Annotated in this window: 13 protein-coding genes; 8 read left to right on the forward strand and 5 right to left on the reverse strand. The window is 70.2% G+C overall.

Features of this window, described 5'->3' with window-relative positions; all coding sequences use genetic code 11:
• Positions 1-34: 34 nt before the first annotated feature.
• Together ACIWVC_RS10865 and ACIWVC_RS10870 are read right to left on the reverse strand one after the other, a co-directional pair.
• A complete protein-coding gene (locus ACIWVC_RS10865; protein ID WP_396445988.1) occupies positions 35-1,159 on the reverse strand; it encodes an alpha/beta hydrolase in 1,125 nt (374 codons plus the stop codon).
• Between the two features lie 15 nt (positions 1,160-1,174).
• A complete protein-coding gene (locus ACIWVC_RS10870) occupies positions 1,175-2,674 on the reverse strand; it encodes a sulfatase (RefSeq protein WP_396445989.1) in 1,500 nt (499 codons plus the stop codon).
• Between the two features lie 129 nt (positions 2,675-2,803).
• Here ACIWVC_RS10870 and ACIWVC_RS10875 point away from each other — a divergent pair, with 129 nt between their 5' ends.
• Positions 2,804-4,252: a family 43 glycosylhydrolase gene (locus ACIWVC_RS10875; RefSeq protein WP_396445990.1), complete on the forward strand. Its 1,449-nt coding sequence runs from the start codon at positions 2,804-2,806 to the stop codon at positions 4,250-4,252.
• Here ACIWVC_RS10875 and ACIWVC_RS10880 read toward each other — a convergent pair.
• The 3 genes from ACIWVC_RS10880 to ACIWVC_RS10890 are packed head-to-tail and all read right to left on the reverse strand — an operon-like array spanning position 4,234 to position 7,582.
• Positions 4,234-5,175 carry a glycosyltransferase gene (locus ACIWVC_RS10880; RefSeq protein WP_396445991.1) on the reverse strand — a complete coding sequence of 314 codons (942 nt, stop codon included), beginning with the start codon at positions 5,173-5,175 and terminating at the stop codon, positions 4,234-4,236. The genes ACIWVC_RS10875 and ACIWVC_RS10880 overlap by 19 nt on opposite strands.
• Positions 5,172-6,374, reverse strand: a complete 1,203-nt coding sequence (locus ACIWVC_RS10885) for a hypothetical protein (RefSeq protein WP_396454089.1) — start codon at positions 6,372-6,374, stop codon at positions 5,172-5,174. The genes ACIWVC_RS10880 and ACIWVC_RS10885 overlap by 4 nt, the downstream gene beginning before the upstream one ends.
• Positions 6,371-7,582 carry a hypothetical protein gene (locus ACIWVC_RS10890; RefSeq protein WP_396445993.1) on the reverse strand — a complete coding sequence of 404 codons (1,212 nt, stop codon included), beginning with the start codon at positions 7,580-7,582 and terminating at the stop codon, positions 6,371-6,373. Before ACIWVC_RS10890 ends, ACIWVC_RS10885 begins: the two co-directional genes overlap by 4 nt.
• Positions 7,583-7,857: 275 nt before the next feature.
• On the opposite strand from ACIWVC_RS10890, the gene glf reads away from it, so the two are divergent.
• The 7 genes from glf (at position 7,858) to ACIWVC_RS10925 (ending at position 26,036) form a co-directional block, all read left to right on the forward strand.
• On the forward strand, positions 7,858-9,036 hold the full coding sequence (gene glf, locus ACIWVC_RS10895) for a UDP-galactopyranose mutase (protein WP_396445994.1): 1,179 nt from the start codon (positions 7,858-7,860) through the stop codon (positions 9,034-9,036).
• Positions 9,033-11,024 (forward strand): glycosyltransferase, encoded by a 1,992-nt coding sequence (locus ACIWVC_RS10900; protein WP_396445996.1) that lies wholly within the window; start codon positions 9,033-9,035, stop codon positions 11,022-11,024. The genes glf and ACIWVC_RS10900 overlap by 4 nt, the downstream gene beginning before the upstream one ends.
• Entirely contained in the window at positions 11,021-11,896 is an 876-nt protein-coding gene (locus ACIWVC_RS10905) for an ABC transporter permease (RefSeq protein WP_396445997.1), read from the forward strand. The genes ACIWVC_RS10900 and ACIWVC_RS10905 overlap by 4 nt, the downstream gene beginning before the upstream one ends.
• A gap of 4 nt (positions 11,897-11,900) precedes the next feature.
• Positions 11,901-12,701: an ABC transporter ATP-binding protein gene (locus ACIWVC_RS10910; protein WP_396445998.1), complete on the forward strand. Its 801-nt coding sequence runs from the start codon at positions 11,901-11,903 to the stop codon at positions 12,699-12,701.
• A 264-nt stretch (positions 12,702-12,965) separates the two neighbouring features.
• A complete protein-coding gene (locus ACIWVC_RS10915; protein ID WP_396445999.1) occupies positions 12,966-14,996 on the forward strand; it encodes a hypothetical protein in 2,031 nt (676 codons plus the stop codon).
• Between the two features lie 422 nt (positions 14,997-15,418).
• Positions 15,419-19,555: a LamG-like jellyroll fold domain-containing protein gene (locus ACIWVC_RS10920; RefSeq protein ID WP_396454090.1), complete on the forward strand. Its 4,137-nt coding sequence runs from the start codon at positions 15,419-15,421 to the stop codon at positions 19,553-19,555.
• Between the two features lie 112 nt (positions 19,556-19,667).
• Positions 19,668-26,036 (forward strand): RHS repeat domain-containing protein, encoded by a 6,369-nt coding sequence (locus ACIWVC_RS10925; RefSeq protein WP_396446001.1) that lies wholly within the window; start codon positions 19,668-19,670, stop codon positions 26,034-26,036.
• The last annotated feature ends 21 nt before the right edge of the window (positions 26,037-26,057 follow it).

Consider the following 26,057-nt stretch of genomic DNA (forward strand, 5'->3'; position numbering starts at 1 on the left):
AGCGATGATAGCGGCGCAAACAGGACGCAAGCCGCTAGCGTGCGCTGAGCTGCCCGTCCATCCAGCGCATCATCTCCGGGGTGAGCCGGCGGAACGTCCCGAAGTTGTGCCCGCCCTCGTCGGGGAACAGCGTGTCCACGCGCAGCGGCGGTTTCGCGAGCCGGACGAAGCGCTGCGCCTGCTGGTATCCCCGCTCCACCTTGCTGGACGCGAGGAGCACCGAGGTGGGCGGCGGCGGGAGGTGCTGCAGCCGCCACAGCAGGTTGTTCTGCTCGCGTACCTTCCGGTTGTTCGCGTACAGGTCCCCGGTGGTCGCGTCCTTGAGCGCGTGCAAGTGGCCGCCGAGCGAGGCGCCCGCCGCGAACCGGTCGGAATGCAGCATGGCGAGCTTGACCGCGCAGTAGCCCCCGGCGGACTGTCCCATCACGCCCCAGCCATGCTCGTCGGGTGTCAGCCGGTAGGTCGCTTCCAGCGCCGCCGGGACGTCCTGCGCGAAGTACGTCTCGGCCTGGGGCCCGCCGGGCACGTCGGTGCACTCGGTGTCGCGCGGAGGGGCGACCATCGTGCGAGTGATCACGTAGATCGTCGGCTGGATCTTGCCCGCGCGCATGTCCCGGGCCGCCGACTTCACCATCTGCTGGCGTTCGATGATGCCGCGGGGGTCCCCCGGATACCCGGCGAGGACGAGCACCACCGGGAAGCGGCGGTTCGCGTACCGCTGCTGGAAGTACTGCGGCGGCAGGTACACGAACGCCGGCGCTCGCAGGCCCGTCCGCAGGCCCGGGATCGTCGTTTCGTCGAGTCGGCCGTCGCGGCTCGGGGTGCGGAGCCCCTGCCCCGCGGAAAGCGGCGAGACCTTTGTGGTGAGCGCCCGATTCGCCGCCGCGCCCTTGCCCGGTTGCGCGCTCCGCACGCCGACGGGACTGCCGAGCCTGCCGAGGAGGTCGTTCCAGCTGTTGTAGAAGACGAAGTAGGCGTTCATCCCGGTGAGGAGGGCCAGCGTGATGACGAGCTGGCAGCCGAGGAGGAGCGCCGCCCGCAAGCCGAGGGGCCGCGGGCCGGTGCCGCCCACCTTGGGCAGCGCCCACAGCGTGCCCGCCAGGGCCGCGGCCGCCAAGAGGCAGACGAGACCGACGAACGCCGGGCTGGTGAGCTGCATGTGCCGTCCCTCCCGCTACCGGCTCCGGCCCGCGGACGCGCAGCTCACGCCCGAGCAGTGGGTCAGGGAGTACAGCAGTGCGGACAGTCGCCGCCGCAGCTCGGCCGGCATCGTCGCGGCCAGGTTGTCGAGATGGTCCGGGTCTCGCGTGAGGTCGTAGTACTCCAGCTCGCCGTCGGCGTACTCGACGTACAGCATGTCGGCGGTGCGCAGCGCGTTGTACGTCGCCGGCGAGCCCGGCAGGGAGTCCTGGCGGTCGGGGTCCGCGGCGGAGAACGGCGGCTTGACGTGCTCGATCAGCGCCATCTCACGCCAGTCCCGCGGAGCGGTGCCGCGCAGGAACGGGACGAGTGACCGACCGTCGGCGGTGCCGGGGACCCGGAGCCGGGCCAGGTCGAGGAAGGTGGGGGCCAGGTCGGTGTTCTGCGTGATGGCGTCCACGCGCCCGCCCGCGCGGATCCCGGGCCCGGTGAAGACGAACGGGACGCGGATGTCGCTGGTGTACGGGGTCATCTTGCCGCCGGCGAGCCGGTGCTCGCCCAGGTGGAAGCCGTTGTCGGAGCCGAACACCACGTAGGTGTCCCTGTCCAGGCCGAGAGTCTTCAGCGCGGACCGGATCCGGCCGATCATCTCGTCCACCGACTGCACCATCCGGACCCGGTCGCGGAAGGAGTCGTCGATGCGGTCGAGCCAGTAGCGCCCCAGTTTGCGATGCGTCCGGAGCCAGGACGGCTTGTCGCTGACGTCGGCCTCATTGAACGACGCCGGCCGGGGCGCCTTCACGTCCGGGAAGACCTTGGCGTGCCGGGGTGCGGGGACGAACGGCCCGTGCGGCGCGAAGGTCGCGATCTCCAGGAGGAACGGCTGCCCGGAGCCGCCGGCGCGCTGGATGAAGTCGGTGCCCTTGTCGGCGAGGACGTCGGTCATGTAGTCCCGCGGTCGGTGCCCGTACCGGACGGGGCGACCGTTCTCGTTCAACTCGTAGCCGAACTCCGGGTAGCCGTTCCCGGCGACGTACCACTCGCTCCAGCCCGGCGGCGTGTTGCGCGTGCGGCCGTTCCCGTCCCGGGGCTTGTACCCGTTCATGTACTTGCCGAGCATGGCGGTGCGGTAGCCGGCGTTCCGCAGGGCGAGCGCGAACGACGCCTGCTCGCCGCCGTTGCGCCGGAAGACCTCGTAGCCGCCGTCCGGCGGGAAGTTGGTGCGCACCTTGGTGTTGTGCGGATACATGCCCGTGAAGATCGTCGCCCGGGACGTGCAGCAGAGGGAGTCGGCCATGAGGAAGTTCTGGAAGGTCACCCCCTCCGCCTGCATGCGCCGCACCTGTGGCATGTAGGGGATCAGGTCCCACGACAGGTCGTCGGTGAGCACGAACACGATGTTCGGCTTCTTCTTCGCGGGCGTCCCGTCGCCGCGGTCTTTGCCCGTACCCCCGGAACAGGCGCCGAGCAGCACCGCGGCGAGAGCGGCGAGGAGAAGGGGGAAGGGCGGTCGATGCCGCCGGTTTCGGACCACTCCGCCTCTCCTTGATCAGATACGCCGGGTTGCAGCGTACCGAGGTGTACGCCCGGCTTGCCGCGACCCTGGTGGTTCGCGGCGGCTGCCGACTATTGGCATCATGCGGGATGTCCCGGGAGGAGGACCGTGAGCTTTCGACCGACCGGTCCGGTGGTTCCGCTGGCCGCGGGTGCGGCGATCACGGGCTGCATCGCGCTACTGATCATGCTCGCCGTCAGCCTGGTCCCCGGGCTGCGGGCGGCGGGTTCGGCCGGCGGTGCGGGCCAGTCCGGCGGCCCGGTGACGCCGACTCCGGCGGGAGCGGCGACCCCGGTGACCGCGCCGGGCTACTCCCCGGTCGAGCCGGTGATCCGCCGCTCCTTCGCCGACCCCGCCGTCATCAAGGCCGGGGACTCCTACTACGCCTACGGCACCAACGCCGGTGTCAACATGCCGGTCGAGATCGCGCCCACGGTCACCGGTCCCTGGGAGCGGCTGCCCGGTGACGGGTTCGCGCAACTGCCGGCGTGGGCCGCCGCCGGTCGGACATGGGCGCCCGAGGTGGTGCCTCCCCGGTCCGGCAACGGCCGCTACCTGCTGTACTTCTCCGCGCGGGTGAAGAATCGAGAGCTCCAGTGCATCGGCGTCGCGACGTCGACGTCACCGGCCGGACCGTTCATCCCCCTGGAGGGCGGCCCGCTGGTGTGCCCGGCGGAACTCGGCGGTGCCATCGACGCGTCGTCCTTCATCGATCGCGACGGTGCCCGCTACCTGCTCTACAAGACCGACGCTCGCAGCAAGGCGGCGATCTACCTGGTGAGGCTGAGCCCGGACGGCTTGTACCTGGCCGGGCCGCCCCGCAAGCTCATCGGCAGGGGCGCGGACGACCCCGTCCTGGTGGAGTCGCCCGCCCTGCTGTACCGGGGCGGCAAGTACGTCCTGATGTACTCCGCCGGGTGGTACTTCCAGACCAACTACCAGACCAGGTACGCGGTGGCGTCGTCGCTGAACGGCCCGTACGTGAAGGCGCCGGCGCCGGTGCAGTCCACCGGCGCCTACGGCGGGAAGGTCAAAGGGCCGGGCGGTGCGAGCGTCGTCACGGATGCCGCCGGCGACCATCTGGTCTTCCACGGGATCCTCGAGTTCCATGGCGGCTCGAAGGTGACCCGGGGAATGTACGTCGCGAGCCTCGGCTGGGAAGGCTCCCGTCCCGTCCTGCGCGGTGTCCCCGTCCGCTACGAGGCCGAGAACGCGCGCCTCGGCGGCTGCGCCGGCGCTGTAGGCATCCCGGGCGCCTCCGGGGGGAGGGCCCTCACGCCGCTCGGGCAGGACGGCTGCCAGGTCGCTCTGGACGTCGTCGCGCCCGAGACCGGCCGGTACACCGTGCGGATCCGGTACGCGAACCGGTCCGGGCGGGCGGCCGCGCAGCGGCTGACGGTGAACGGGCGCGCCGCCGTGCCGGTGGAGCTGCATGCGACCGGGCCGGATGAGTGGGGGACGGCCGAGGTGGAGGTGGACCTTGTCGCGGGCCGCAACAGCTTCGCTGTCCGCCAGGTCGCGGGAGCGGGCCGACTTGACTACATCGAGGTCGTCTGACCCCGCCCGTGCCGGTCGCCGAGACTGCGGAGCACCTCGCCCGTGGGACGGGGCCGCTTGCGCAGGCCGTCACCGAGCCCGCGTGCCAGGCAGCGGAGCAACGTCCCGCGGTCCTGGGACCCGGTGAAGGTGCGGACCCAGCGCCGCAGAGTGGAACCGCCGTAGAGGAGGCGTTCGGCGGGGGACAGGGCGCGACTCCGGGTGAAGAGCCACACCTTGTTGCGCACCTCGTAGTAGAAGCGCGGGCCGGGGTCGGCGTCCGTCGAACCGAACGTCGCGGTCTTGTGGACGACGAGGCTGTCACGGCACAGCAGCCCGAACCGGCCGCGCAGGATCCGCATGGTGAACTCGAAGTCGTCATTCCACAGGAAGTAGTCCGCGATGGGCAGCCCTCGCGCCCGCACCCGGTCCGCGTCCACGAGCACCGACACGAAGGAGGCGGACCGGATCGGGTAGCCGTTCACCGCCTCCGCGCGGGCCAGCTCGGCGGAGGACGCCCGCGGTTTGCGGCGCGGGGTGTTCATCGGATGGTCGCGGCCGTCCGTCCAGACGACGCGGCTGGCGGCCAGAACCGGTGCCTCGGTGCCCCCGCCCGGCTCCATGGCGGTGAGCAGCGCCGCCAGGGCGCCCGGCTCGGGGACGGTGTCGTCGTCCAGCAGCCAGAGCAGGTCGGCGCCGCCGTCGAGCGCGTGCGCGATGCCCGCCGCGAACCCGCCGGCGCCGCCCGTGTTGGCGGGGAGCTCCAGCAGTTCGGCCTCGGGGAACCGGGCGCGGACCAGCTCCGGCGTGCCGTCGCCGGAGGCGTTGTCCACGACGACGACCCGGTCCGGGCCTCGGCTCTGTGCTCGCAGCGCCTCCAGCGCCTCGGTCAGCAGCGCCCGCCGCCGGAACGTGACGACGACCGCGGCGACGACCGGGCTCACCGGCCCATGCCGGCGCGCCTGGCGGCGCGCCGCAGCGCCTGGTTCGGCGCGGCCGCGGCCTCCATGAGCCGGTCGAGGCCGTCCTGCACGCCGGCGAGGTCGGCGTGCAGCTGCGCGAGGCCCACCCGTTCGCGCACGTCGGCGAGCTGGGTCAGCAGGTCGGCGATGACGGCGACCAGCGCCGTGGCCACGTCCCGCTCGGGCAGCCTCCCGGGCATGACCGCCTGCTCGTCAGGCGGCGCGGGGGCCAGTTCGGCCAGGTCGCCGTGCACCTGGTAGCCCGCCGCCCGAATGCCGTCCGCGACCTCGGCCGCGCGCCGGGACGCCCAGGCGGCGTGCTCGTGCGGCAGGGCCATGGCCGTCCGGCCGACGAGTTCGGCGCCCGCGCCGAGCGCCCGCCCGACGAGATGGCCGCGGACGATGTCCTCGTAGGCGCCGCCGAGCGCCGGGCCGAGCCGGTCGTTCAGCCGCCGCAGCAACTCGGCCTCGACCACCGACAGCGGCCGGTCGTCGGGGATCCCCGCCGTGGCGCACCGCCCGGTGTCGATGCCGGTCAGGTCGCAGAAGCGGCGCCACAGCAGTTCGGGGGCGTCCCCGGACCGCGGAAGCGTGATCACGTGGATGCGATCGCGGGGCACGGCGGTCTCCCACGCGCTCAGTACCCGGACCGGGTCGTGCAGGCCCCAGAACATCTGCCCGAACGGCTCGGCGGCGTCGATGCCGTGTTCGACGAGGTCGGCGACGAACTGCTCGAAGGGGACGGTGTGGGTGTGCCGGATCTGTTCCTGCCAGTCCAGGACGAGCTGTGTACCGAGGTCGCGGGTTGCGAACACCACGTGCACCTCGGCGCCCCCGAACGCGGTGACGGCCCGTTCGATCTGCTGCTCGTCGGCTCCGCCGAGAAGCTCCTGAGACAGCACGGCGGTGGACCCGTGCCAGTCACGGACCCGCGCCGCCACCCGGTCGTAGGCGCCCTCCCAAGCGGGATCCCGATGGCCGCCCCACGTCATCTCGCGGAGGTCCATCACCGCGCCGAACTGCTCCAGCGGCCCGGCGACGGGGTAGCAAACCCCCTGTCCGGCGAGGCGCCGCCGGTTCGCCCACAGCGCCTTCTGCAGGAAGGCGCCGCCCGCGGTCGGCGCGCCGACGTGCAGGTACACGGCCTTCGCGGGCCGGGTCTCGTCCATCCGGTCGGTCACCTCGTCTTCGTCTCTTCAGCGGCGGTCGGCGCGGTGTCCCGCGGTCCGGGCGCGCCGTCCCGCGGAGAGGCGGATTGGAGCCGCCAGTACGCCTCCCGCAGGCGGGCGGCTGCGGGATGACGCTCGCTCAGCGCCCGGGCGGCCCGTCTGACGAGCGGGGCGGTACCCGCGTGCAACCGGTCGATCCGGTTCTGCAGGCGCGTGATGTCCGCGCGGAGGAGCTCGATCTGGTCCGCCTTCCGCGTCCCGACGCCCGCGGGCAGGCGAGCCAGTTCCGCTTCTGAGTCGGCGATCCGCCGCAGCAGCGCCTCGACCACGTCGCCGCCGGCGTCGGCGATGCCCGCCCAGTCGGGGTCGTCGGGATGCCGCCCGCCGTCCGCGCTGGGCGACGGGCGCAGCTCCTCCAGGTCGCCGGTGACGTCGTAGCCGGCTTCGCGGAGCGCGCGGATCGTCTCCGCCGCCTGCTCGGCGGCCCACACGCGGTCCTCGGCCGGCAGCCGGATGCGGGGGGAGTCTGTCCGGCCGCCGAGGACGTCCTGGGCCAGATGATGCTTGACCTCGTCGTTGTAGAAGTGCCAGTCGGAGGTCGCCTGGTCGAGCGAGGCGTTGAGCCGGCGCAGGAGCTGTGCCTCCGGCAGCCCCAGCGACGGGTTCGCGAACGGCGCCCCCAGGTCGAAGCTCTCCGGGGGCACGCCGACCACATGGCAGAACCGTTTCCACAGCAGGTCGCGCGGGGCGCCGGGCCGAGGCAGCGTCACGAGGTGGACGTTCTCCGCCGGCAGATGCTCGCCCCAACGTCCGAGGACGTCGATGGGGTCCTGGAGCCCCCAGAAAAGCCGCGCGACCTTGACGGAGTTGCGGTCCTTGCGGCGCAGTGCCGCGGTGAAGTCGGAGAACGAGGTCGTGAACCGGTTCTTGACGTCCTCCTGCCAGTGCGCGGGGATCTGCCGGGCGAGATCGCGGACAGTGAAGATCAGATGGACATCGGCGAAGCCGAGGTCGTCGAGTGCGCGCGCCACATGCCGGCGCAGCGCGGGGGCGAACAGCTCCTGCGAGATGAGCGTCGTGCCGGGCCAGGCACGGGCCTGCGCGACCAGATCCGGCCAGGCGCCGGGGACGAGCGGATCCGACGCGCCGCGGAAGAACGTCTCGCGGAGGTCGAACGCGGCCCTGACGTGCGCAGCGTCGTCGCGACCGGGATACAGCACCCCATGCTCCCGCAACCGGTCGCGGTTGTGCCACAGCACATTCTGTAGAAACGTCGTGCCGCTCTTGGCCGCGCCGATGTGCAGGTATACGACCGGACGTCCGCCGGGCCCGGGCGTGCCGGTAGGTGGTGCCGCCACTGTGTTCCTCGGGATCCTGGGCGCTGCCGATCGATCAGCCGGTATCTTAGCCGGGTATCCGCCCGAAAGGCGCATATCGATACGGGGCCCAGGGCTCCGTGCTCCCGGTCACCCCGCATGGAGATGGACGCCGTCCAGTGAAGATCGATCTTGTCGTCGTGGGTGCCGGGTTCTTCGGCCTCACCGTCGCCGAACGGTGCGCCGCCGAACTGGGTCTGCGGGTGCTCGTGCTCGAACGCCGCGACCACATCGGAGGCAACGCCTACAGCGAGCCGGAGCCGGAGACCGGGATCGAAGTCCACCGCTACGGTGCGCACCTGTTCCACACCTCCAACCAGCGGGTGTGGGAGTACGCCAACAGGTTCACGGCCTTCACGCCCTACCAGCACCGGGTCTTCTCGACGTTCAAGGGCCGGGTCTACCCGATGCCCATCAACCTCGGCACGATCTGCGAATACTTCGGCCGCGCGATGTCCCCGGACGAGGCCCGAGCCCTCATCGCCCGGCATGCTGAGGAGGGATCGGCGGACGGCGGCCCGCGCAACCTGGAGGAGAAGGCGATCTCGCTCATCGGGCGCCCGCTGTACGAGGCGTTCGTACGGGGATACACCGCGAAGCAATGGCAGACCGACCCGAAGGACCTCCCCCCGGAGATCATCACCCGGCTGCCGGTGCGGTACACCTTCGACAACCGGTACTTCAACGACACGTACGAAGGCCTTCCTGTCGACGGCTACACGGCGTGGCTGGAACGCATGGCCGACCATCCGAACATCGAGGTACGGCTCGGCACCGACTTCTTCGACCGGCGGGACGACCTCGTCGGGCGGGTCCCCGTCGTCTACACCGGCCCGCTCGACCGCTACTTCGGCTACCGCGAAGGTGAACTCGGCTGGCGGACCCTCGACTTCGAGATGGAGGTCCGGCCGACCGGCGACTTCCAAGGCACGCCCGTCATGAACTACGCCGACGAGGACGTCCCGTACACCAGGATCCACGAGTTCCGGCACTTCCACCCGGAACGGGACTGGTACCCCCGCGACAAGACCGTGATCATGCGGGAGTACTCCCGGACGGCGGCGCGCGGCGACGAGCCGTACTACCCCGTCGGCACGCCGGACGATCGTGCCATGCTGCTGCGCTACCGGAGCCTCGCCCGGCGCGAGAGCGGTGTCCTGTTCGGCGGCAGGCTCGGCACCTACAAGTACCTCGACATGCACATGGCGATCGGTTCCGCGCTCAGCATGGTCGACAACCGGTTGCGGCCGCATTTCACCGGCGGCGCCCGCCTGGTCAGCGGAGGAGTGGACGAGTGACGAGGACGAACCCCTCCGGTCCGCGGGCGGACGTCCCGCTGCGCACCCTGCAGCGGGTCGTGCTGCCGGTCAGCCGGGACCTGGACGTACTGCCGCTGTACATCGACGGCCGCATGGTCCGCGGCGCGGAGGCCCTCGCGGCGGAGACCGCGGTGCGGGCCGCACCCGGGTTCCCCGAGGCGGGCGGCCGGGTCGATGAGGCAGGCCGGCGCACCGTCGTGGTCCCGGTCGGCGGCCGTGTGTCGTTCGCGACGTACTTCAACGCCTTCCCCGCCGGGTATTGGCGGCGCTGGACCCACGTGGAGGAGGCCGTCCTGCGGGTCCGGCTCCGTGGCCATGCGACCGTCGTCGTCTACCGCTCCAGCGCCAAGGGGCACGTGCACCGAGTCGCGTCCCTGACGGTGGACTCCGACACGGGGGAGGACCGCTGCTTCGACCTGTCGCTGAAGCCCTTCCTCGACGGCGGCTGGTACTGGTTCGACGTCCTGGCGGGGGAGCGCAGCGCGGTGCTGGAGCGGGCGGAGTGGTGCGCCGCCGCCGAGCAGGCGCCGCGGCAGGGCACCGCGAGCATCGGCATCACGACCTTCAACCGTCCCGCCTTCTGCGTGGACCAGCTCGTCGCGCTCGGTCGGGCGCCCGAGGTGCTCGACGTCATCGACGAGGTCTTCGTGGTCGACCAGGGCACCGACCGGATCGAGGACCATCCGGACTTCGCGGCGGCCGAGGCCGCGCTGGGCGGCCGGCTCCGGGTCATCGACCAGGGGAACCTCGGCGGCTCGGGCGGCTTCGCCCGGGCCATGGACGAGACGGTCCGGGCCGGGCGCAGCGACTACGTGCTGCTGCTCGACGACGACGTGGTGACCGAGAGCGAGGGCATCCTGCGCGCGGTCGCGTTCGCCGATCACGCCAAGACGCCGACGATCGTCGGCGGGCACATGTTCAACCTGTTCGCCCGGTCCCAGCTGCACGCGTTCGCCGAGACGATCGAGCGGTACCGCTGGTGGTGGGGCCCGGCCGCGCACACCTGGCCGGAGCACGACTTCGCGGAGAAGGGCAATGCGCTGCGTGACACGCCCTGGCTGCACCGGCGCGTCGACTCCGACTACAACGGCTGGTGGATGTGTCTGATCCCGGTGGAGACCATCGGCAAGATCGGGCTGTCCATGCCGATGTTCATCAAGTGGGACGACGCGGAGTACGGGATCCGCGCGCGGGCCGCCGGCTTCCCCACCGTCTCGCTGCCGGGCGTGGCGGCCTGGCACGTCCCGTGGCAGGACAAGGACGACGGCATCGACTGGCAGGCGTACTTCCACTGGCGCAACCGGCTGGTGACGGCGCTGCTGCACTCGCCGTACGAGCGCGGCGGCAACCTGCTCAAGGAGAGCTTCATCATCTCGGTGAAGCACGCGCTCGCGATGCAGTACTCCACCGCGGAACTCATGATCATGGCGGTGCGGGACGTGCTGTCGGGACCGGAGCACCTGCATGCGGGCATGGTCACCAAGGTGAAGGAGGTCCGCCGGATTCGGGCGGAATTCGCGGATGCGCGAGCCGCCGAGCGCATCGAGGAGTTCCCGGAGGTGCGGCGCGCCCGGCCGCCGAAGCGCGGTCGCAACCCCGGGGTCCCCAACGGCCGGTCGAAGATCATCAAGACCGCGCTGAGCAGTGCCGTCCGGCACCTCGGCCCCGTCAGCGAAGAGGCCCTGCGCAACCCGCAGGCGGCCATTCCGCACCTCGACCAGCACTGGGGGATGCTGTCGAAGTTCGACAGCGCACTCGTCTCGTCCGCGGACGGCACGAAGGTGACCTGGTACCAGCGGGACCCGAAGCGCTTCCGGTCCATCCTCAAGCGCAGCGGCCTGCTGCACGCCAGGCTCACCCGCGAGTGGGACGCGCTCGCCGTCCGCTACCGGGCGGCGGCGGACGAACTGGCGTCGCCGGAGGCATGGCGGAAGACGTTCGACGCCGCGGGGTCGGCGGGCGAATGAGCGAACGCACGGTCCCGGTCCGCGAGTTGCCGCCGCTCGTCCCACCGGGCGCCGACGGCGGGCTGCGGCGCGTGCTCAAGGACCGCTACCTGCTGCGGCTGCTCGTCCGGCGGGAGCTGAAGGCCCGCTACAAGGGCTCCCTGCTCGGCCTCGGCTGGTCCTATGTGCGCCCGGCCGTGCACTTCTCCGTCTACTTCTTCGTGGTCGGCGTCTTCCTCGGGATGGACCGCCACGTCGAGCACTTCCCGATCTACCTGTTCACCGGCATGGTGCTGGTGAACCTGTTCACCGAGACCATCCACTCGTGCACCCGCTCGGTCACCGGCAACGGCCCGCTGATCAAGAAGGTGTTCCTGCCGCGCGAGCTGTTCCCGGTCGCGTCGCTGCTGGTCTCGCTGGTGCACTTCCTGCCCGGCTTCGGGATCATGCTGGCGGGTGCGCTGACGTACGGGTGGCGTCCGTCGCCGGGGGGACTGGCCGCGGCGCTGCTCGGGTTCGCGATCATCGTTGTCCTCGGGCTCGGGATCGGGCTGCTGTTCGCCGGGATCAACGTCTTCTTCCGCGACCTGGAGCAGGTCGTGGACATCATGATGATCGTCATCACCTGGTCGGTGCCGATGATCTACCCGTGGTGGCACGTTCGCGATGAGGCGCCGTCCTGGGTGCTGGACCTGTACCTGGCGAATCCGCTCGTGTCGGCGGTGAGCCTGTTCCAGCGGGCGTTCTGGTTCCCTGGGACGCACGGCGACTTCACCTTCCCCCCGGACCTGTACGGCCGCGCCGCGATCGCCCTCGCGGTCGCCGGGCTCGTGTTCCTCGCGGGCAGCCTCGTGTTCGCGCGCGTCCAGCGGCGATTCGCCCAGGAGTTGTAGCGGCATGGCCGTTCCCCCGTCGCCCGAGCCTCCCGCGGCGCCCGAGTCGATCGTCATCGACTCGGTCAGCAAGCGGTTCACCCTCCGGCACGCCAGGTCGATCCGTGAGATGACGATCCGCGCTGTCCGGCGGCAGTCCCTGTCGGAGACGTTCAACGCGCTGGACGACGTGAACCTGACGATCTACCAGGGCGAGACGGTCGCGCTGATGGGCCTGAACGGGTCGGGCAAGAGCACTCTGCTCAAACTGATCTCCGGGGTGATGCGCCCGGACGAGGGCACGGTCGCCGTGCGCGGCCGGATCGCCGGGCTGATCGATGTCGGCGCCGGGCTGCATCCCGACCTGACCGGGCGCGAGAACGTCTATCTGAACGCGGCGATCCTCGGCATGTCCGAAGCGGAGATCAAGCGGAAGTTCGACGCGATCGTGGAGTTCTCCGGTGTCGAGCGGTTCCTGGACAACCAGGTGCGGTTCTACTCCTCCGGCATGTTCATGCGCCTGGCGTTCTCGATCGCGGCGCACACGGAGCCGGACGTGTTCCTCGTCGACGAGGCGCTGGCGGTGGGCGACCCGCCGTTCCGGGAGAAGTGCCTCAAGCGCATCCGGGAACTGCGCGGCGAAGGCCGCACGATGGTGATCGTGGCGCACGACATCGAGATGCTCACCCGGCTGTGCGACCGCGGTGTGACCCTGCGCCAGGGCAGGGTGGTGTTCGACGGGGATCCTGCGGAGGCCGGCAGGCTATGGCGCCAGGACCGCCAGGCCCGCCGCCGCGCCGCCGTGCAGGCGGGCGGCAAGGGCTGACCTCTCCGCCCGCCGCCATCGCCATGGCCGGGTGTGGTCAGAGCGCGGGACTCGGGCGCCTGATCTTGTCGCAGGTGGGCGCGGTGTCCGAAATGTCGGCGGTAGCCGGTCTTTGGGGGGACTGTTCTGTTGAACGAGGCGCGGGGAGGCGAGAAGGTCTTTACCCTGGATCGTGCAGGTAACCGATTGTAGGAAACAGAACCCGGCAACCCCGAGGCGTTCCATACATTCCGCGACTCCCAGGGGTCTCTCGACGTGACGGAGATGGCGAGCGGGTCCGCGATGGCGCGGCTCACACAGGCCGACCGCGTCCATGTGGGCTGGCGCTACGCGCAGGTGCACCCCGATCCGGGGCCGCCCCCGGCCCCGCCCGAGCAGCCCGAGCGGGCTCCGCTGCCGCCCCCGGCGCGGCGGCCCGCCGAGCACATGGCCGGCCGGCCGCTGCGGATCGTGGTCGGCGGCACCGTCGTGTTCATCGTCCTGTTCCTGCTCTGCGGCCTGCTGGGGATCATCCCGTGGGCGTTCGTCGGGGTGGCGCTGCTCGCGTTCCTGCTCATCCTCGGCATCACGGGCGGCGGGCTGTGGCGGGACGAGCGGAGCGTCCGGGCGAGGATCGCGCAGGAGCGCGACGCGGCGGAGCGCCGCCGGGCCGCGCACGAGCGGGAGCGCAAGGCCGCCGAGCGGGCCTACGCCGACGCGCGGGCCGACTGGGAGCGCCGGCGGGCCGCGTACGAGAGCCAGCGCGAGTGGTACCCGGTCGCCGTCCCGCCCGGAGTCGACCGGGTGGACGTCGTGGGCGGCACGCTGGCGGGATGGTCCGCGGCCGTCACCACCATGGGGGCGGCCCGGCTCGCGGTGGGCGCCCGGCTCACCGTCATCGACCTGTCCGAGGGCGCGGTCGCGCACGACCTGCTGCGGCTGGCCGCCGACCGGGGCGACGACCCGCTCGTGTGGGTGCTCCCGGCCGACCTGCCCCGGCTGGACGTCACGCGCGGCCTGAACCCCGAGGCTCTCGCGGACGTGCTCTCCCTCGTCGTCAGCGCGGGCGAGGAGGAGGGCGGCACCCGGGACCTGTCGTTCGACAACTCGATCCTGGAGCGGCTCATCGAGGTGCTCGGGCCGGAGGCGACGATCCCGCGGATCACGGCGGCGCTGCGCGTCCTCGCCCAGGTCGGCGACCCGCGCGACGACCTCCGCAAGGGCCTGCTCGACGACGCGCAGCTCGAACGCATCGCCACGCTCTTCGGACGGGACGCCACCGACCGGATCGTCGTCCGCCGCGCCTGGGCCCTGGAGGCGCAGCTCCGCAAGCTGGAGAAGCTCGCGACGGAGCCGGTCAGCCTGCCGCCGTCCAGGCTGCACGTCGTGTCGATGGACCGCCGCGCCGGCGTCCTCACCAACCGCATCCTCGGCACCTACGTGACGACGGCGCTGACCCACCGCATCCGCGAGGCCCCGCCCGGCGGGCGCTGGGACCACACGCTCTTCCTCTGCGGCGCGGAGAAGCTGCGCGGGGACGTCCTCGACCGCCTCATCGACGCCTGCGAGGCGACCGGAACCGGCCTGGTCCTGATGTACCGGTCGATCCCCGACCACGTGCGCGAGCGGCTCGGGCGCCGCGGCCACGCCGCGGTCGGGTTCATGCGGCTCGGCAACCCCGAGGACGCCCGCGTCGCCGCCGAGCACATCGGCGCGGGGCAGCCGCTGCTCGTCGCCGAGATCACCGACGCGGCGGGGGAGGCCCTGTTCGACGTCGCCGGGGAGACCTACGCCAGCACGGTCGCGTTCGCGCGCCCCCGCGGCGACGGCCTCACCGACCCCGTCTGGTCGCCGCTGCCCGCCCCCGCCGCGGACGACTCCGTCCTCGTCGAGGGCATCAGCTCCGCGACCGCGTGGGGCCGGACGGTCGCCGACCGCCGCACCGACAAGCAGCGGTTCCGCGAACTGCTCATCGAGCCGCCGCAGCTGCAGGAGCTCCCGCCGACCGCGATGGTCTTCACCCACTCCGGCGCCACCGGCCGCCGCACCCTGCTCGTGGACGCCAACCCCGGCATCATCACGCTGCCGACCGCGCATTCGGTGGAGTTCGAGGAGCATCTTCGCGAACAGCCGGAGCCGCACGCCCAGCCGGAAGAGGACGCCCCTGAGGCCCCCGCCGAGCCGGACCCGCCGGAGGTCCCGGCGCCGCGCCGCGCCCGCCACGCGCTGCCGCGCGGCGCGTCGCGCCCCGTCCGCCTGGTCCCGCCGCTGAAGCCCAACGGCCGCCACAAGGCCGACCCGCCCTCCGCACCCTGACCAGCACCCCCGTACACCTGATTTCGCGTCGGGTCAAGGGCGACTTATCTGGCCGTGGAGACACGGGCAATTGCGGCCGCCAATGGCTCTTGAAAAGCCCGATCAGATCGATTAGAGGACGCGGCGATTCGGCTCGAAGAAGTCGCTGGGGAGGCACCGCGTCGCCCAGGGTGATCTTTGCGGGTTCGGTGATTAGAGGATGACGTCCGGATCGGCGGCAATGGTTTACCGGATTCGATGTGATCTAGATCACTCCAAAAGCTTGATCTTGCCCTCTTCAACAAAGTTGATCAGCGGGTTACCTTGAGGCCGTTTTAACAACCCTTTATCCCTTTGGGGTCCATATGGGGCGTCGTGCGGCAAGTCGTGGTGCATCCGCCGTCGGTCGGCTGCCGTGTCGGCGTCCGATGCGGACGGCCCGGGTGGCGGCGCTGGCAATGGTCGCGGGATTGGTGCAGGTGCCGGCGGTAGCGGCCTTACCACAAACGACCGCCCGCGCCGATGGGCCCAAGCCCGCCGTGAAGGCGGCGGCGACCGAGCGGCGGGCGGTCGCCGCGGCGCGCGAGTCCGGGGATCCGGTGGAGATCACCTCGCGGCGGGGGGAGACCCGCACGGTGCGGGCGCTGCCCAACGGCCGGATCGAGGTCGAGCAGCACATCCAGCCGATCCGCACCCGCCAGGACGGCAAGTGGGTCGATATCGACACCTCATTGCATCGTTCCGGCGGCGCGATCGTGCCGGCCGCCACCACGGTGGGACTGCGGTTCTCCGCCGGCGGGGACGGCCCGATGGTGCGGATGACCCGGGCCGGTCACAAGCTGGCGCTGTCCTGGCCGCGGCCGCTACCCGAGCCGACCTTGGACGGCGACACCGCCGTGTATGCGGGAGTGGCCGGCCCGGATGTGGATCTGCGGTTGCGGGCGCGAGCGGACGGGTTCGCGCACGTCCTGGTGGTCAAGACCGCCGAAGCCGCCCGTGACCCGCGGGTGGCCAAGCTGGTGCTGGCGCTGTCGACCACCGATCTCACCGTCCGGCAGGGGCAGGGCGGGGTGCTGACGGCGTCTGACGCGGGGTCGGGTGCGGGGGTCTTCGAGGCGCCGGCCCCGCGCATGTGGGACTCCTCCCAGGCCCGGCCGACCAAGACCCAGGCGCGTGCCGCGGCCCCGGAAACCGATCCGGCCGGTGGCCCGGCCGAGGGCGCCAAGACGGCCCGGCTGGGTGTGGCGGTCGAGAAGGGGAGCCTCACGCTCACCCCGGACCAGGAGCTGCTGACGGCGCCGGACACCACGTACCCGGTGTACATCGATCCGGTATGGACGACCAGCAAGGCGACCAGTTGGGGAATGGTGTCCTCGGGCTGGCCGAGCGAGTCGTACTACAAGTTCGACGGCAAGTCGACCGAGGGGGTGGGCCGCTGCGAGGTGGCCAAGGACCCCAACTGTGTGAAGAACCAGACCAAGCGGCTGTTCTTCAGGATGCCGCTGCCGTCGATCAAGGGCCGCTACATCCAGAACGTGGAGTTCACCGCGTACGAGACCAGCGCCTATGACTGCCACAACCCGACCTCGGTGCAGTTGTGGCGCACCACGGCGCTGCAGTCCTACGCGACGTGGAACAACACCAACTCCTCGTCGGTGTGGCTGGATCAGTTGACCTCCCGCGATGTGGCGTACTGCTCCAAGACGCCGGTGGAGTTCGGCGGGTCCAAGCTGCGGTCGCATGTGCAGGACGCGGTGAACAAGGGCTACAGCACGATCACCTTCGGGCTCAGGGCCTACAGCGAGTCCACGATGGACTGGTGGAAGCGGTTCGCCGATGACGCCTATCTGCGGGTGCAGTACAACAACCCGCCGCTGCAGCCCGACACCGACACCATGTACGCGGACCCGGGCACCAAGTGCCTGCCGTCGGGGCAGGCCAAGACGGTCAACGACATCTCCACCGTTTACGCCTACCTCAAGGACCCCGACGCCGAGGACAAGAACAAGGTGCAGGGCCAGTTCACCCTGCACTGGGCCAACAAGGCCGACGGGTCGGACTGGGGCCCCAAATGGACCTCCTCGCTGACCCCGGCCAAGACCACAGGTAGCAAATTCTCCATCAAGCTGCCCTCGACCATCCCGCAGAACACCAAGATCGGTTGGGGTGTGCGCGCCTGGGACGGCGAGCAGTGGGGCCCGTGGAGCTACGACGGTGCCCAGACCGGCTGCTACTTCTACTACAACCCCGCGGTCCCGGCGGACGCGACCATCACGTCGACCGACTATCCGGCCGATGACGCCTGGCACGGCGGCGTCGGACGGCCGGGCGCCTTCACCATCTCCGACTCCGAGGGCGTCGCCGACAGGTACGTCATCACGATGAACGACGAGCCGCCCCGGACGGTGACCACCACGAACGGTGCGCCGCGGGAGGTGCTGGTCGCCCCGACCCGTTCGGGCCCCAACGTCCTGACCGTGCAGGCGTTCGCCCCGTCCAACCAGAACGGCTCCACGGTCTCCTACGAGTTCCTCGCCAACGGCGGCAGCGACCCCGTGGCCGCGTTCACGATGGACGAAGGCGCCGGGTCGGCCGAGGCGACCTCGACCGGCCCGGGACGGCCGGCCTGGCTGCACGGGGGCGCGACGCTGGGCGGAGAGGGCAAGAGCGGCACCGCGCTGACACTGGACGGCGCCGCCGGGTACGCCGAGAGCACGCTTCCGATCGTGGACACCACGCAGAGCTTCACGGTCTCGGCGTGGGCGAAGCCGGACCAGACGAAGATCGGTGACCTGCTGGCGCAGCTCGGCACCTACCAGGCCGGCTTCTACCTGGGCATGGAGCCCGACGGGCACGCCGTGCTCAAGTGGCCGACCACCGATACGAACGACGGCGGCGGCGTCTGGCAGACGGCGACGGACGACGCGCCGCTGCCCCTCGGGCAGTGGAGCCACCTGATCGGTGTGTACGACAAGAGCGCCGGTCAGACGCGGCTCTACGTGAACGGCGAGCTCCGGGCGACCAGGAACGGGGTCACGCCGCTGGAGGCCCACGGCACGCTGCAGATCGGCCGGAGCCTCTACAACGGCTTCGTCGTGAACCACTGGCCTGGCTCGATCGATGACGTGCGGGTCTTCAGCCAGGCCCTGTCGGACGCGCAGGCCCAGCAGCTTGCAGGGGGAACAATCCCCACGGGAGCGGGCCTGGTGGCGGACTGGAACATGGACGAACCCGCGGGCAACCCCGGGGTGTTCAGCCCGGTCGCGCCATGGAAGGCGACCCTCCACAATGGAGCCGCCCTCGGAGCGCCGGGGCAGGTGAATACGGCACTGCAGCTGGACAACACCTCCCAGCAATATGCGGCGACCGAACGGCCTGTGATCAACACCCTGCGCAGTTTCGCGGTGTCCGCGTGGGTGAGAGCGGACGGGACGGCGACGTCCCCCACGAGGAACTTCACCGCCGTGTCCGTGCGCGGTGCGTCCAAGAGCGGCTTCTACCTCAAGTACGTCGAGGCGACCGGCCGATGGGTGTTCGCCCGGACGGCAGAGGACAGCGATGACCCGGGCTGGTACCAGGCCACCTCCAAGGATCCCGCGCAAACCGATGAGTGGACGCACCTGGTCGGCGTGTACGACGACATCTCCAAACGGCTGCGGATCTACGTCAACGGTGAGCGGGGCACCGACAGCGCAGAGGTGTCCTCACGCTGGCTCGCCACTGGCGGACTGGAGATCGGACGTGGTCAGTGGGGCGGCAATCCGGTCGACCACTGGGCGGGCCAGATCGACGACGTCAGGGTCTACGACCGGATCGTGAGTGACCAGGAATCCGAGGCGATGGTCACCCAGCATCCCGTCCTCAAGGCTCGGTGGCTCTTGAACACGGACGGTTCAGGTGAGACCAAGAACGGTGCGGCGCCCGCGCTCGTGCTGCACAACGGCGCGTTCATCGACCCCACGGCGGGATTCAAGGAATGGGGGTCGGTCGCCGGGTTGAAGCTGGATCCGGCGCAGAAGGCGTTCGCCGAAACCACCGACCCGGTGGTGGAGACGGACGAGAGCTTCACGATCGCCGGTTGGGTCCGCAACGCCGGGCGGCCGCCGCAGCCGGCCACCGTGTTCTCCCAGCCGGGCGCCGCCACGAACGCCTTCGCGCTGCGTTACGTGCCGGGCGAGGATCCGGAGGAGCAGGGCGGCTGGCAGGTCGTGATGCACAACTCCGACGACGCCGGCGCTCCGGCGTTCACGGCGTCGCATTCCGGGTTCACCCCGCAGGACTGGTCGCATGTTGCGGTGGTCTACGACGCGCTGCGCGACCGGGTCAGCCTGTACGTCGACGGGCAGCTGGAGCAGACCGCCGACGGCGTGTCGCAGGAAAAGGGAGTCGTGGCCTTCGAAGCGAAGGACCACGGCGGTCTCCAGGTGGGCCGCACCAAGTTCGGCGCGACCGACGGCAACGGCACCGAGTACTGGTCCGATGCGGTCGATGATCTGTGGGCCTACCAGGGTGCGCTGACCACCGAACAGGTGCAGATGCTGGCCGGCGGTATCGAACTGCCCACCGAGGACGGCCCCTAGCAATCGCTCAGGTCCGCTGCCCCACGCGCGTGGGGCAGCGGACCAAACCGACCCCTTTGCCGATTTCTCTTCTGCTGATCGTGCGCTTCCCGTCCCGGCGGGGGCGGTGGCGATGGAGGACGTCGTGAACGCAGGCCGCAAGAGGCTGGTGCTGGGATCGCACCGGACGGTGACCACGGTCGCCGCCGCGACGGCGGTGGTGCTGACGGCCGGGCTGCTGTCGGCGTCGCCGGCGCTCGCCGACCCGCCCAACTCCGACCGTCCCAAGGTCGCCTCCCATGAGAAGCCGGTGCCGGGCCATGACCTGAAGGTCCGGCCTCGCAAGAAGGATCCGGCACAACCGGCGCCCGCGGCCAAGGCGGCATGGCCGAGCCCCGGTACCGCCGAGGTCGACGTCCCCTCCGGCGGCAAGAACGACGGGACACGTGCGGGCAAGCTTCCGATTCAGGTGCTGCCGCCCGGCAAGCCACTGCGCGCGGCGCGAGCGGTGCCCGCAGCGGGCCGGGTGCGGGTGCAGCTCCTTGACCGGCAGACTACCCAGCGACTCGGGGTGGACGGCCTGGCCTTCACGGTGGCACGCACCGACGCCACCACACCGGGCCGGGCGAAGGTACGGCTCGACTATTCCAAGTTCGCGCAGGCGTTCGGCGGCGCCTACGGCGCGCGGCTACGCCTCACGCAGTTGCCGCAATGCGCCCTGACCACACCGGACAAGCCGGAATGCCGTACCGGCGAGCCGGTGACCACCGACAACAACGCGGCCGCCAAGACTCTGACCGCCGAGGTGGAGGCAGCCCCGGCCGCCACCGCCAGTGCGCGGACGGCGGCGGCCGGGCAAAATGCGACATTGCTGGTCGCCTCCGCCGAATCCGACAGTTCCCAGGGCGACTACAAGGCCACCTCCCTGAAGGCGTCGGCCACCTGGAAGACCGGTGGTGACTCTGGTGATTTCACCTGGTCGTATCCGATGCGCGTTCCGCCCGTTCCCGGCGAGTTGACGCCGAAGGTAGCGATCTCCTACTCCTCGGCGAGTGTGGACGGCAAGACCGCCAACACCAATGGTCAGCCGTCGTGGGTCGGTGAGGGGTTCTCCCTGTGGCCCGGCTATATCGAGCGGCGCTACAAGGCGTGTGAGGACGACGGGGCACCCGAGGACGAGTGGGGGAACTCGCCGGCAGATCAGTGCTGGGGCTACGACAACGCCACCGTCACCTGGGGCGGCAAGGGCGGAGAGCTGATCAAGACCGCCGACGGCTCTTGGCGGACGAAGAACGACGACGGCACCAAGTTCGAGAGGCTCACCGACTCGTCCAATGGCAACGGTGACGACAACGGCGAGTACTGGCGGGCCACCACCAGCGACGGCACCCAGTACTACTTCGGATTGAACCGCCTTCCAGGCTGGACCAGCGGCAAACCGGAAACCGGCTCGACCTGGACGTCCCCGGTGTTCGGCGACGACTCCGGGGAGCCCTGCCACAAGTCGACCTTCGCCGCCTCCTGGTGCCAGCAGGCGTACCGCTGGAACCTGGACTATGTCGTCGACCCGTCCGGCAACGCGATCAACTACACCTACGGCCAGGAGATCAACCACTACGGCCGCAACCTCAAGGCCGAGGACGAGACCCCCTACGTGCGCGGCGGGTATCTGAAGACCATCTCCTACGGGCTCCGTAAGGACGCGCTGTTCGCCAAGCCGCCCGCCCAGGTCACCTTCACCACCTCCGAGCGCTGCATCCCGGACGCGACCTTCGACTGCGACCCGGCCAAGATCGGCGACAACCCCGACAAGTGGTGGGACGTCCCGTGGGACCTGCACTGCGACTCCGGCCAGGAGTGCAAGGACACCCACGGCACCCTGTCGCCGACCTTCTGGTCCCGCAAGCGCCTGACCAACGTCACTACGCAGATCCTCAAGCCCGATGGCTCGGGCTACCGTCCGGTGGATTCGTGGTCGCTGGACCACGAGTGGAAGCTGGCCGACGTCGAGCGTGACCTGGTCCTGAAGGAGATCTCCCACACCGGTCAGGCTTCGACCGACGGAAGCGACCCGGTGACGCTGCCGAAGGTCACGTTCAACCACATCCAGTTGCCGAACCGGCTGGACAAGACCGGCGACGACATCCTGTCCTACGTCCGCTACCGGCTCGGCGCCATCTACGACGAGTCCGGCGGCCAGATCGACATCTCCTACTCCGACCCCGACTGCTCGCTGAGCGATCTGCCGACGCCCGAGACGAACACGACCCGGTGCATGCCGGTGATCTGGACGCCGCCTGGACGCGAGGACCCGATCACCGACTGGTTCCACAAGTACGTGGTCACCAGCGTGATCCAGACCGACCGCACCGGGCTGGCGCCGGACATGGCCACCAGGTACGAGTACCTGGGCGGCGCGGCCTGGCATTTCGACGACGATGACGGGTTGACCAAGGAGAAGGAGAAGACCTGGTCGCAGTGGCGCGGTTATGGCCACGTCCGCACCCGCACCGGCGACTTCGATAATCCGGCCACCCAGACCGACACCTACTACATGCGGGGCATGGACGGGGACCGGAAGACCACGTCCGGTGGAGAGAAGAGCGTCACCGTCTCCGACGGCGAGGGCGGCACCTACACCGACCATGACGCCCTGGCCGGGTTCACACTCAAAACCGTCCAGTACACCGCGCCCGGCGGTAGCGTCCACAGCAAGACCGTCAACACCCCGTGGCGGGTGCAGACCGCCTCACGCACCCGCTCGTGGGGGACCACCACTGCCAACGTCGTCCGGACCGACACGTCCCGCACCTGGACGGCCAAGGACGGTGGCGGCTTGACGGAGACCAAGACCGACACCGACTACGCCGGTTCCGGTGCGGGCGTCGGGCGGGTCACTTCCGTCAACGACCTGGGCGATGTCGCCACGGCGGCCGATGACAAGTGCACCCGCACCACCTATGCCGACAACACCGGCAAGTGGATGGTGGCCTTCCCGTCCCGGGTGGAGACCGTCTCGGTCGCCTGCACCGCGACGCCCGACCGTCCCGCCCAGGTCGTCTCCGACCTGCGCACCTATTACGACAACGGCGGCTTCGGGGACGCCCCGTCCATGGGCCGCGCCACCAAGCTCGAAGAGGCGGCCGGGTACGACGGCGGCACCCCGACGTACGTGACGAAGTCCAAGACCACCTACGACTCCGTCGGACGAGAGACGCGGGTGGAGGACGCGCTGGGGCAGGCCACCACGACCGCCTACACCGACACCCGCGGCCTGACCACCGGCACGCAGACGACCACGCCGCCGGCCACACCGGGCGACGCGTCCACGGCACTGACCACCGTCCAGGTACTGGACCCGGCCTGGGGGGTGCCGACCCGCATCACCGACGCCAACGGGCGGCACACCGACCTGGTCTATGACGGGCTGGGCCGGCTGACCCAGGTGTGGCTGCCCAACCGATCCAAGGGCAGCAACCCGCACCCCAACTACGAGCTCGAGTACCAGGTGGCCGGGGGCCAGATCGCCGCGGTCACCACCAAGACCGTCACCGCGACCGGCGGGCAGCGGATCGCCAAGATCGAACTGCTGGACGGGTGGCTGCGGCCACGGCAGACCCAGGCGCCGGGCCCGGACGGCCGACTGATCAGCGACACCTTCTACGACGAGCGCGGCCAGGTCGTCAAGTCCTATGCCCCCTACTCCGCGGCCGGTGATCCGGAGACCACCCTGTTCGGGGTCGGCACCCCCGGCAATGTCGAGACCCAGACCCGCACCGAGTACGACGGGCTGGGCCGCAAGACCGTCGAGAAGCTCACCAAGGGCAATGGGTCGCAGCCCGAGCAGGAGCTGTGGCGTACCACCTATTCCTATGGCGGCGGTAACCGCGTCTCGGTCACCCCGCCCGACGGCGGCACCCCCACCGCCGAGATCACCAACGCCCGGGGGCAGGTGATCGAACGCCGCCAGTACAAGGCTGCCACCCCCACCGGCGACTATGACGCCGCGACCTACACCTACACCCCGGCCGGGGAGATCGCCTCGGTCACCGACCCGTCCGGCAACACCTTCACCACCACCTACGACCTCCGCGGACGCAAGACCAGGACCACCGACCCCGACAAGGGCACCACCACCTTCACCTACAACGACCTGGACCAGGTCACCTCCACCACCGACGCCCGCGGCAAGAAGGTCTTCACCGACTACGACGGGCTGGGCCGCGAGACCGCCACCCACGAAGGGACGGCCGACGGACCGCTGCTGACGTCGTTCACCTACGACACCGCGGTCGGCGGCAAGGGCGAGCTGGCCAAGTCGATCCGCCACCACGACGGCGCGCAGTACATCAACCAGGTGCGCGGCTACGACGAGCTCGGACGTGTCGAGGCGGCCAGCGTCACCATCCCCGCGCAGCAGGGCGTGCTGGCGGGCACCTACCTGTACACGAAGGCCTACAACCTGGACGGCACCGTCCAGAGCGAGACTCCCGTCGTCGCCGGAGGACTGCCCTACGAGACCGTCGCTCACACCTACGACACCTGGCAGCGGCCCATCCGCATGGCCAGCACCAAGGGCACCTACGTCAACGACACCGTCTACACCGCCACCGGCAAGCCACTCATCCTCGAACTCGGTGACGAACCCAGACGCGTCTGGGAGACCTTCGCCTACCAGTACGGCACCCAGCGCCTGGCCACCGCGAAAACCCTGCGGGAAGGCATCAACGGGAACGATCGGTACGCCACCTACCATTACACCGATTCCGGCACCATCACCTCCATCACTGATGATTCCCGTGACGGCGTCGACAACCAGTGCTTCACCTACGACCACCTGCAGCGCCTCACCCAAGCATGGACGCAGGGCACCACCAGCGCCTGCGCGGCCGAACCCACCGACACGCTGATCGGCGGCCCGGCGCCGTACTGGCAGAGCTTCACCTACGACAAGGCCGGCAACCGCACCGGCGAAACCCGCCATGGCCTCGACGGCGCCGCCGACACCACCCGCACCTACACCTACGCCCCCGCCGGGCAGGGCAACCGCCTCCAGCAGACCAGCCAGACGGGACCCGCCGGGCAGCGCACCGACAGCTACGCCTACGACGCAATCGGCAACACCACCGCCGTCCAGACCGCCGACGGCAGCCCCACCACCTCGACGCAGACCTTCGAGTGGGACACCGAAGGGGAACTGACCAAGGTCACCGAGAACGGCAGCGACGAAACCTACATCTACGACGCCGACGGCAACCGCCTGATCCGCAAGGACCCCGCCGGTGCCACCCTCTATCTGCCGGACGGTACCGAACTGCGCGCCCTCAACGGCGCCTCCACCACCACCGGCACCCGCTACTACAGCTTCGCCGGCAAGACCGTCGCAATGCGCGCCTCGAACGGCCCCGTCACGTACCTGACCAGCGACCACCAGGGCACCGGTCAAGTCGCCGTGAACTCCGCCACCATGGCGAGCACGACCCGCCGCTTCACCCCGTTCGGCGCGATCCGCGGCTTCGACGAAAACGCGACCTGGCCGAACGACAAGGGCTTCGTCGGCGGCACTCAGGACACCACGGGCCTCACCCACCTCGGCGCCCGTGAATACGACCCCGACACCGGCCGGTTCCTCACCGTCGATCCCGTCTTCGACTTCGCCGACCCGCAATCGTGGAACGGATACGGCTACGCCGGGGGATCACCGGTCACCTTCAGCGATCCCGATGGACTGACCAGATGCGACGTGGGCGCCTGCCCCACCCCCTGGCAGAACGTCCACGGGCCCAATTTCTGCGAAACACATAACTGCCACCAGAGGGGCGAACCTTACAACGGACCGGCGTGGGCCGACCCCGATAACAACCCTTACAGCGGGCAGAACGGCCGGTACGACCGGCGGAATTATAACCGAGCTCAGAACTACCTCAAACGCCACCCGAGACTCGCCCAACAGCTCTCCGCCCAACGCATGGCTGAGCGAATCGCCTGGCAAAAGGAAATCCACAAGCGGCTTGCGGCAAGGGCCGCCGCACTGCGCGCACAACAAAACTCCTGTCATGGCTGGAAATGCGGATTCCAAAAGGCCGCCGGCGTCCTCGGCGTCGTCAGCACGATAGCCGGAGCCATTCCATTGTGCACGGCGTGCCAGGCGGTCTCGGTCGGGCTCGGGCTCGCCTCGGCGGGGTTGTACGCAGTGACCGGTGACTGGGGAATGGCCGCGAAACAGCTAGGATCGACCGCGATCGGATTGGTCGCCGGCGGCACCGGCCTTGGCATGATACGAACTTTCGGGAAGTTCGGAAGGATGCACAAGTACATGTCGTCGCCGTCAAAGATCCGCCGCGCGTACGGATACGGCCGGACCATGCTGAATCACGGAGGTGCGGTCGGCAGTTTCCAGAAGGCCGCGCGAGGGGCCGGGCGAGGCAAGGCGTTCCAAATATACTGGGGAGCCAAAATCCAGTGGTCCGGCACCGCATTGGGAATGGCGGCGACTTCATGAAAGGTGTATGATCCCGCGGGA

Source organism: Actinomadura sp., assembly GCF_044508335.1.
Taxonomy (GTDB): Bacteria; Actinomycetota; Actinomycetes; order Streptosporangiales; family Streptosporangiaceae; genus Spirillospora.